7 protein-coding genes are annotated in these 6,543 nt (G+C 62.2%); all 7 read right to left on the minus strand.

Features of this window, described 5'->3' with window-relative positions:
• Nucleotides 1-24: 24 nt before the first annotated feature.
• On the minus strand, nucleotides 25-609 hold the full coding sequence (locus E0T84_RS16255; protein WP_138744952.1) for a CAP domain-containing protein: 585 nt from the start codon (nucleotides 607-609) through the stop codon (nucleotides 25-27).
• An 89-nt stretch (nucleotides 610-698) separates the two neighbouring features.
• A complete protein-coding gene (locus E0T84_RS16260) occupies nucleotides 699-1,022 on the minus strand; it encodes a DUF732 domain-containing protein (protein ID WP_138744936.1) in 324 nt (107 codons plus the stop codon).
• 29 nt (nucleotides 1,023-1,051) lie between these two features.
• Nucleotides 1,052-1,699 (minus strand): hypothetical protein, encoded by a 648-nt coding sequence (locus tag E0T84_RS16265; RefSeq protein ID WP_138744937.1) that lies wholly within the window; start codon nucleotides 1,697-1,699, stop codon nucleotides 1,052-1,054.
• Nucleotides 1,700-1,740: 41 nt separating this feature from the next.
• The gene (locus E0T84_RS16270) at nucleotides 1,741-2,478 is read right to left on the minus strand and encodes an Mce protein (protein WP_138744938.1); all 738 of its coding nucleotides are present in this window, start codon (nucleotides 2,476-2,478) and stop codon (nucleotides 1,741-1,743) included.
• Nucleotides 2,442-3,935, minus strand: coding sequence for an MCE family protein (locus tag E0T84_RS16275; RefSeq protein ID WP_138744939.1), 1,494 nt, complete (start codon nucleotides 3,933-3,935; stop codon nucleotides 2,442-2,444). The genes E0T84_RS16270 and E0T84_RS16275 overlap by 37 nt, the downstream gene beginning before the upstream one ends.
• A 1-nt stretch (nucleotide 3,936) precedes the next feature.
• A complete protein-coding gene (locus E0T84_RS16280) occupies nucleotides 3,937-5,127 on the minus strand; it encodes a virulence factor Mce family protein (RefSeq protein ID WP_138744940.1) in 1,191 nt (396 codons plus the stop codon).
• A 14-nt stretch (nucleotides 5,128-5,141) separates the two neighbouring features.
• The gene (locus E0T84_RS16285; RefSeq protein WP_138744941.1) at nucleotides 5,142-6,464 is read right to left on the minus strand and encodes an MCE family protein; all 1,323 of its coding nucleotides are present in this window, start codon (nucleotides 6,462-6,464) and stop codon (nucleotides 5,142-5,144) included.
• Between the last annotated feature and the right edge of the window lie 79 nt (nucleotides 6,465-6,543).

Raw genomic sequence — 6,543 nt, forward strand, 5'->3', positions numbered from 1 at the left:
CGCACAGGCGATCATGTTGTCGTCCTACTGAGGCGGGTAGGCCGGTGGCGGATAGACCCCGCGCAGGATCCAGGGCAACCAGTTGACGCCGTACTCAAGCTCGTCGCTGCCGTCATAGTCCGGGTTGGGGTCGATGGGGCTGGTCGACGGGACGGCGGTGTTCGGCGCTCCGTACACAGCCACCACCACGGTCCGGTCCAAGCTGTTTTCGGACCACACCCCCATGACGGTGTGCGCGCAATCGCGCATGATCGCGAGATAGGCAGGGTTGTTGTACCACTGGTTGAGCAACTCGATGCCGCTGATCGCGAGCGCCGGATTGATCGCAACCGTCTCGGCCACTGTGCCGGGGAAGCCCGCGGCATTGGCACGGTCTTGAGCTGTCGAACCGTCGGAACCGATGTCACCGTCGAGGTTGCGATTGTTCAGCACATCCACGGCGTGCCACTGGGCGGCCTGCTGCAATTGAGGATTGATGCCGACATCGTTGGTGCAGCCGGCCTGGCGCTGAACCGTGTACACGTTGGCTACGACACTGTCGTTGAGCCGTTTGTTGTTGGGCACCAGGGTGTTGTTGTCATTGTCGGCCCAGGCGACAGGAACCGTCACCGTTGTCGCGAGTAGTGGAGCGGCCACTACCATGGATACCGCGCGGCGTAGTGGATGGTTCATCGGATCTCCCCTTAATGGCCTACGGCCTACGGGCCTGGCGGCCGATAGCCCGCTGCCGAGTTGCGTAGCTGCCAGATCTGTGCCGGACACAGCTCATTCGCCGCTTGCGTGATGAGATACGAGGCCTGGAACTCATCGGAGGTGGCGAAGTCGGATTTCACATCTCCCATAATCTGCGCATAACTGCGACCCGAGGCGATTTTGTCGCAGATTCCCTGTCCATAGGCGATCGCCGCGTCAGCATTGGCGAAGTTATATCCGGGCCGTACGGTCACGTTGACCAGGTAAGCCGTCACATCTGCCCGTGCCGGCGCAGCCATTGACGCTGCTGCGATCATCAATGCACCCATCGTCACCACGAACCCGGCGCAGGTGCGAATCAGATGGGTTCGAATTGCGAAATGAGCCATCGGTCATGGACCTTGTCGAGAGTGACGCGCACGCTGGACGCATTGTTGGTTGGTGCCCCATCACCAATGGTGATGGTTTGATCTATGAAAACCAAGACCACGGCGTGATCTCGGGTGGCCGATACGGATGCGGCCGCCGGCACCTTGGCCACCGCTGAGATCTTCTGCTGTTTGGCGCCCGGTATGACGACATCGTTGATCAGCGAAGTGTATTCGTCGCGGAATTTTCCGGTAAGTCGGTCGCCTACGGCAGGAAGTTCTTTGTCGACGCTATCCGGAGCATAGGACAGCATCGCGATCGTGCTATCGGTAGCAGCCTGTGTCGACTCGGTGGCAGCCGCCTGCGCCGACCCGGCGGAACCGTTCTGCCACTTCAAATAGCCTGCGCCCGCTGTCAATATCAGGACCAGCGCGGGCATCACCGCATAGATGAGTATGCGCTGCCGCACCGAACGACCAGTCGAGACAGATGCCTCGGCATGGGTCTCCTCGGCGGCCGACTTGTCTTCACCGCCGGTAGCGGTGTCGTCGGATCCGTCGGCGTCGCTGATCGGAGACGCTTCGTCTAGGGGCTCGTGTACGGATGGCTCCGTGATCGCGTCAGTTTTGGTCGGCAAGATGCACTCCCATCTGGGTCGGCGTGTTCGGTTGGCCGTGGTTATGGCACGAATTGCACATCGGACACCTTGGCGCTGTCACCGCTTTTCTCGACGGTGATGCGCATGCGCCATCTCCGCGGATCTTGCTCCTGCTGGGCGGCGGTCGAAGTCTTCACCGATACTGCGACGAGAACTTGCGCCTGATCGCCGTCCTGGGATTCCAGTGCTGACTCGGTGACTGTGCCGGTCGATTTCGATTGCGCCTGCTTGACTACGGCAACGAATGGTTCGGATCTCGTCTGGAAATCGTCATGGAACGTTCCGGTCGACGAGTCGAGGATTCGCTTGATGTCAGCATCGACAGTGTTGTGGTCGATGGTGGTGAGATTTATCGCGCCTTGCCGTGCGACGGCGACGACGATATCCCGCTCGGTCTCCGCTTGGCGTGATTGATACATGCGATAGCCGAGCCAACCGGTCAACGATCCCAGCGCAACCAGTACGGCCGCGCCTACCGCGATGGCAAGACGAGTATTCGAATGTCGTTTGCCGACAGCGGATTCAGTGTCATCCTCGGGCTGAGACTCACCTTCGTCGGACTGATCCGCGACGGACGGGTCCGTCGCATCGGACGCCTCGTCCGATGCTTCAGCCGTGGCATCACTCACGGTCCCCAACTGCTCTTCCTCCGGGGTGGGAGCCGATGCCTCGCCTGTTGTGTTCCCTGATTGTGATGGCATATCCGATTCTCCTGGCTCGATCAATTCCCCGCCGGGGGTGTCAGCATGCTCTGCCATGTTTGCCCTTCTTTGGCGCCGCGGGCAAGATCACTCTGCTTGTAGATCTGCCCGTCCGGTCCGATGTATGTCCCAGTCGCCGCGTCATATTGCGCCACCGCCAGCGGTGGTGGCGCATCCGGCGGCGCCGCTTCTGGCGGGGCCACACCCGGGACCGGCGACGGCTGCTGTGCGGGCGCTTCCTCGCCGGGGTCCAGCTCGGGGACGCCCTGTCCCGACAGCGTCGCGTTTGGGTCGCCCTTCCAGTTGAAGCCGTCGTTCAACGGCACGTAGGGGCGGTCACTTTCGCACAGCTTCACGGTGGCGGCGCGCTTCCCCGGCCGGGTCTCGCACGGATAGTTGCGAGCACCGCGCACCGCGTTCGGTGCGTCCTGAGGGATACGGCAGTAGAGGTTGCCGGGGGGACGCGGCGGGTAATCTTCCAGCGCCGGCGAGCGCATCTGCTGGGGCGGTAGGAAGCCTGTTGTGCACGCCGGCGGCAGGTTCAGATTCAGATTGAAGCTCAGATAGGCACCGTGGTAGTCCTGTTTCGTATCAGCGTTGGCCACCACTAGGGCCTGAAGGACTCCGACATCTTGCGGCGCCAAGACCAGCACCTGTTCCAGGTTCCCTCGATAAGTGACCGCGACCTCGCCGACGCTGACCAGATTGGCGAGCACGATCGGCAGTGTCGGCTGCAGTCGATCGAACAACTGCCGAGCCTCACCGAGGGCCGGACTCCCCTCTTGCAGCAGAGTCCGGACGTTTGCGTCCTTGTCCTTCAGTTGCGATGTAACGGTCGCCAGGTGCGCAGCCCACGCCTGGATCGAGTCGGACGTCTCGATCTGAGAGTCCAGGAGTGGCTTGGATCCGTCGATCAGGTTTGTCAGCGAGTCGAGGTTCTTCCTGGAATCGATCGCCAGTTGTGTCGATCCCTTGACCAGCCGCGACAGGTCGGGGCCGAGCCCACCGACGGCCGTGTAGCCCTCATCGACCACCGTTTTCAGATTTTCTTTGGGGATGGCGCCCAGCCCACGGTTGGTCGCATTCAACAGCGAGTTGATGTCCGGCGGCACATAGGCGGCACTGGCAGGTATTACGTCGCCCCCTTTCAGCGGTGGGGCATTGTCGCTTTGCGGCAGTAGCGCAACATACTGCTCGCCGACCGCTGTCATGCTGTGCACTTCGACGCGCAGATCCGACGGTATCGGGATGTCCGACTTCAGCTGCAGGTCGGCCTCGATACCGGTGGGGGCCAACCGAACAGCGGTCACCCGGCCGACCTCGACACCGCGATAGGTGACGTTCCCACCTTCGTAGAGGCCACCAGCCTGCGGCAGCTGAACGGTCACGGTGTAGCGCCCGACGCCCAGCATGAACGTCGGGACGCGCATGTAAACGATGAGCGTCACCGCGGTGATGACTATCGCAATCACCGTGAAAGCGACCAATTGAATTCGGATTCGCCTGCTCAACATGTTATTTGCCCTGGTCGAAGTGATATGGAGCGACCAATGGGTTGCCCAGGTTGTTGGGGCCGCCCGCGGTGCACGGACTGGGCATCTGGCCGATGGTGCGGCCCCACTGCAGCTCAAGTTCGGTCAAGTCGCATTCCCAGCGAGTGCCGGTGAACATCGCCGCGTCGAGTCGGCTCAACGTCAGGTCGACGATGGCGGTCACGTTGCCGTAGTCGCCCCGAATCCACTTCGTCAGCGTGGGGTTGGCGAACGGGACGGCCGTGATCAGATCCAGCGATTTGGTGAGAGCCGGTCCGGCATCGGCGAGCGATTGCAATACCGGGCCGAGGTCATGGAGTTCCTTGACCAGGTTCTCTTTGGTCTGGTTGACCGAGTCGGCTGCCAGTGCGCTGAATTTGCCGACCTGATCGAGTGCATCGGCGAGAGCCTGCCGATTGTCCTTCAGCACGGTCAGCGCATCCGGGAGCACCTTGATCGCTTTGTCGATGACCGGCTTCTGCTCGGCAAATTTACCCACCAAGTTGTTCAGACTGTCGGTGGCAGCGATGATGTCGTCTTTTTGGTCATTGACGTAGGTGATGAAGGTGTCCAACTGCTCAAGCAAGCTACGCAAGTCCGACTCACGCCCATCGAAAGCCGTGGCGAAAGCTTCGGTGACGTCCTGCACCTTGCCGAGTCCACCACCATTGAGCAACAAGGAAAGCCCTGCCAGCGTCTGCTCCGTCGTCGGGAACGAGCGGCCCGACGACAATGGAATCAACGCACCGTCCTTGAGTTTGCCTTCCGGTGCGACAGCGGTGGGAGGGGCCAATTCGACGTGCTTCGATCCCAGCAAGCTGGTCTGCCCGATGGTCGCGGTCGCGTTGGCCGGCAGGTCGACGCCCCCGTCGATCGACATGGTGACAAGCGCATGCCAACCTTGCCGCTCGATTTTCGTCACGTGTCCGACCGGCACGTCGTTGACTCGAACCGTCGAATTGGGTTCGAGGTTCTCGACGTTCGGTTCCTGCGCCTGAACAGTGATCGAACCCTCGCCGCCGCCCTTGGTGCCAGGCAGTGACAGCGAATTCAGCCCCTGGAAGGCGCATCCTGCCGCCGACGGGACGACTGCGAGCACGATCAGCAATTGGGTACCGACACGACGCCAGTGCCGAGGCAAGTCGGTCTCGTCGCCACTGCGCGACCGTGTCATTACCCACCTCCGGGTCATTGCCCACCTCCGGGCGGGACCATGATCCCGAGAAGGCCTTGGGCCGGATCAGTCGTCGCGGCAACGGGTGGCGGGCCCGCCGGCGCCTCTGCCGCCAACGGCGGGGCAGGGGCTGTGGGTGGGCTCGCCGGCGGCGGCGGTTGCGGTGGAATGTAGTCCGGCCGCATCCAGTCCTCGCTGTAGGTCAGTTCGTTGGGCCGCGCCATAGCCCCGACGAAGGGGTTGGCACCCAGCGGGGGGAAGTTGTACTGCCGGTTCTTGATGATGGGTGCCAGATACTGGACGCACAGTTTCGCCGATTGCTCGGCATTCAGCCGCGACGCGGCCTGCACACCGGCGCACAGGAACTGGATCGTGTTGGAGAAATTGGTGACGGCCAGCGCTCCCGACAGGGTGCTCTGCGCCGGTTGGTACATGTTCTGGACGTTGGAGAGAACGTTGGGGGCGATATGCAGGGTCTGCTTGATGTCGTCCAGGCTCTGCGTCACCGTTTGGGATACCGCCGCCAGCTTGTCCGAGGTGGTGCCCACTGCTTCCCGGTTGTCGGCGACGAAACTCTTCACGTCACCGACTACATCACTCAGATCCCGGACGGCGTTGCCGACCTCGGTGGGGTCGTTTGCCAACAGCCCCGACGCCGTGGCGAGGTTCTGGTTGAGCTGGCTGAGCAGGCCGCTGCTGTCCTCGAGCGCCGACACCAGAATCGACAAGTTCTTCACCGTGCTGAACAGGTCACCACTGTGGTCACCGAACGCCGAAACCGCCCGCGACAGCTTCATCACGGTATCGCGGATATCGGTGCCCTGGCCACGCAGGTTGTCTGCAGCCGTGTTGACAAACTGACCGATGGTGCTGACTCCGCCAGGCTGAGTCGGTTTGAGCAGCTCCGTGAGCTTCTTGAGCTGCGCCCGAAGATCGTCGTACTCCTGCGGGACCGCGGTGCGTTCTTGCGGTATGACCGCCCCGTCTTCCATCACGGGCCCGTCGCTGTAGACCGGCGTCAACTGGATGTTGCGGGCCGTCACCAGGGATGGGGACATGATCACTGCCTTGGCGTCGGCGGGCACCTGGTACTTGTCTTCGTACCAGAAGCTGATCTTCACCCGTGACGGCTGCGGCTCGATCTTCGTGATCTTGCCCACCGGGAATCCGAGGATCAGCACGTCGTCGCCTTGGTAGACACCGTTGCTGTTCGCGAAGTATCCCGTGACATTGACCCGACCCATCTCAGTGGCCAACCGCACCACCCCGATGATGCCTCCGATCAGCACCAACACCAGCACGACCGCCAGTCCGATCCGGCTCTTGTGCAACTGCATCACTGGCCCCCATCAGTCGGTGATGGCGTGCTCGCGGGCGCCTGCTCACCAGGAGCGGGTACGAACACCGGGCTTGGCC

It is taken from the genome of Mycobacterium sp. DBP42 (genome assembly GCF_005924235.1).
Lineage (GTDB): Bacteria > Actinomycetota > Actinomycetes > Mycobacteriales > Mycobacteriaceae > Mycobacterium > Mycobacterium syngnathidarum.

Coding starts and splice junctions, on each gene's coding strand:
- E0T84_RS16275 (WP_138744939.1), bottom strand. CDS start 3,935: ATGTTGAGCAGGCGAATCCGAATTCAATTGGTCGCTTTCACGGTGATT.
- E0T84_RS16280 (WP_138744940.1), bottom strand. CDS start 5,127: ATGACACGGTCGCGCAGTGGCGACGAGACCGACTTGCCTCGGCACTGG.
- E0T84_RS16260 (WP_138744936.1), bottom strand. CDS start 1,022: ATGGGTGCATTGATGATCGCAGCAGCGTCAATGGCTGCGCCGGCACGG.
- E0T84_RS16285 (WP_138744941.1), bottom strand. CDS start 6,464: ATGCAGTTGCACAAGAGCCGGATCGGACTGGCGGTCGTGCTGGTGTTG.
- E0T84_RS16270 (WP_138744938.1), bottom strand. CDS start 2,478: ATGGCAGAGCATGCTGACACCCCCGGCGGGGAATTGATCGAGCCAGGA.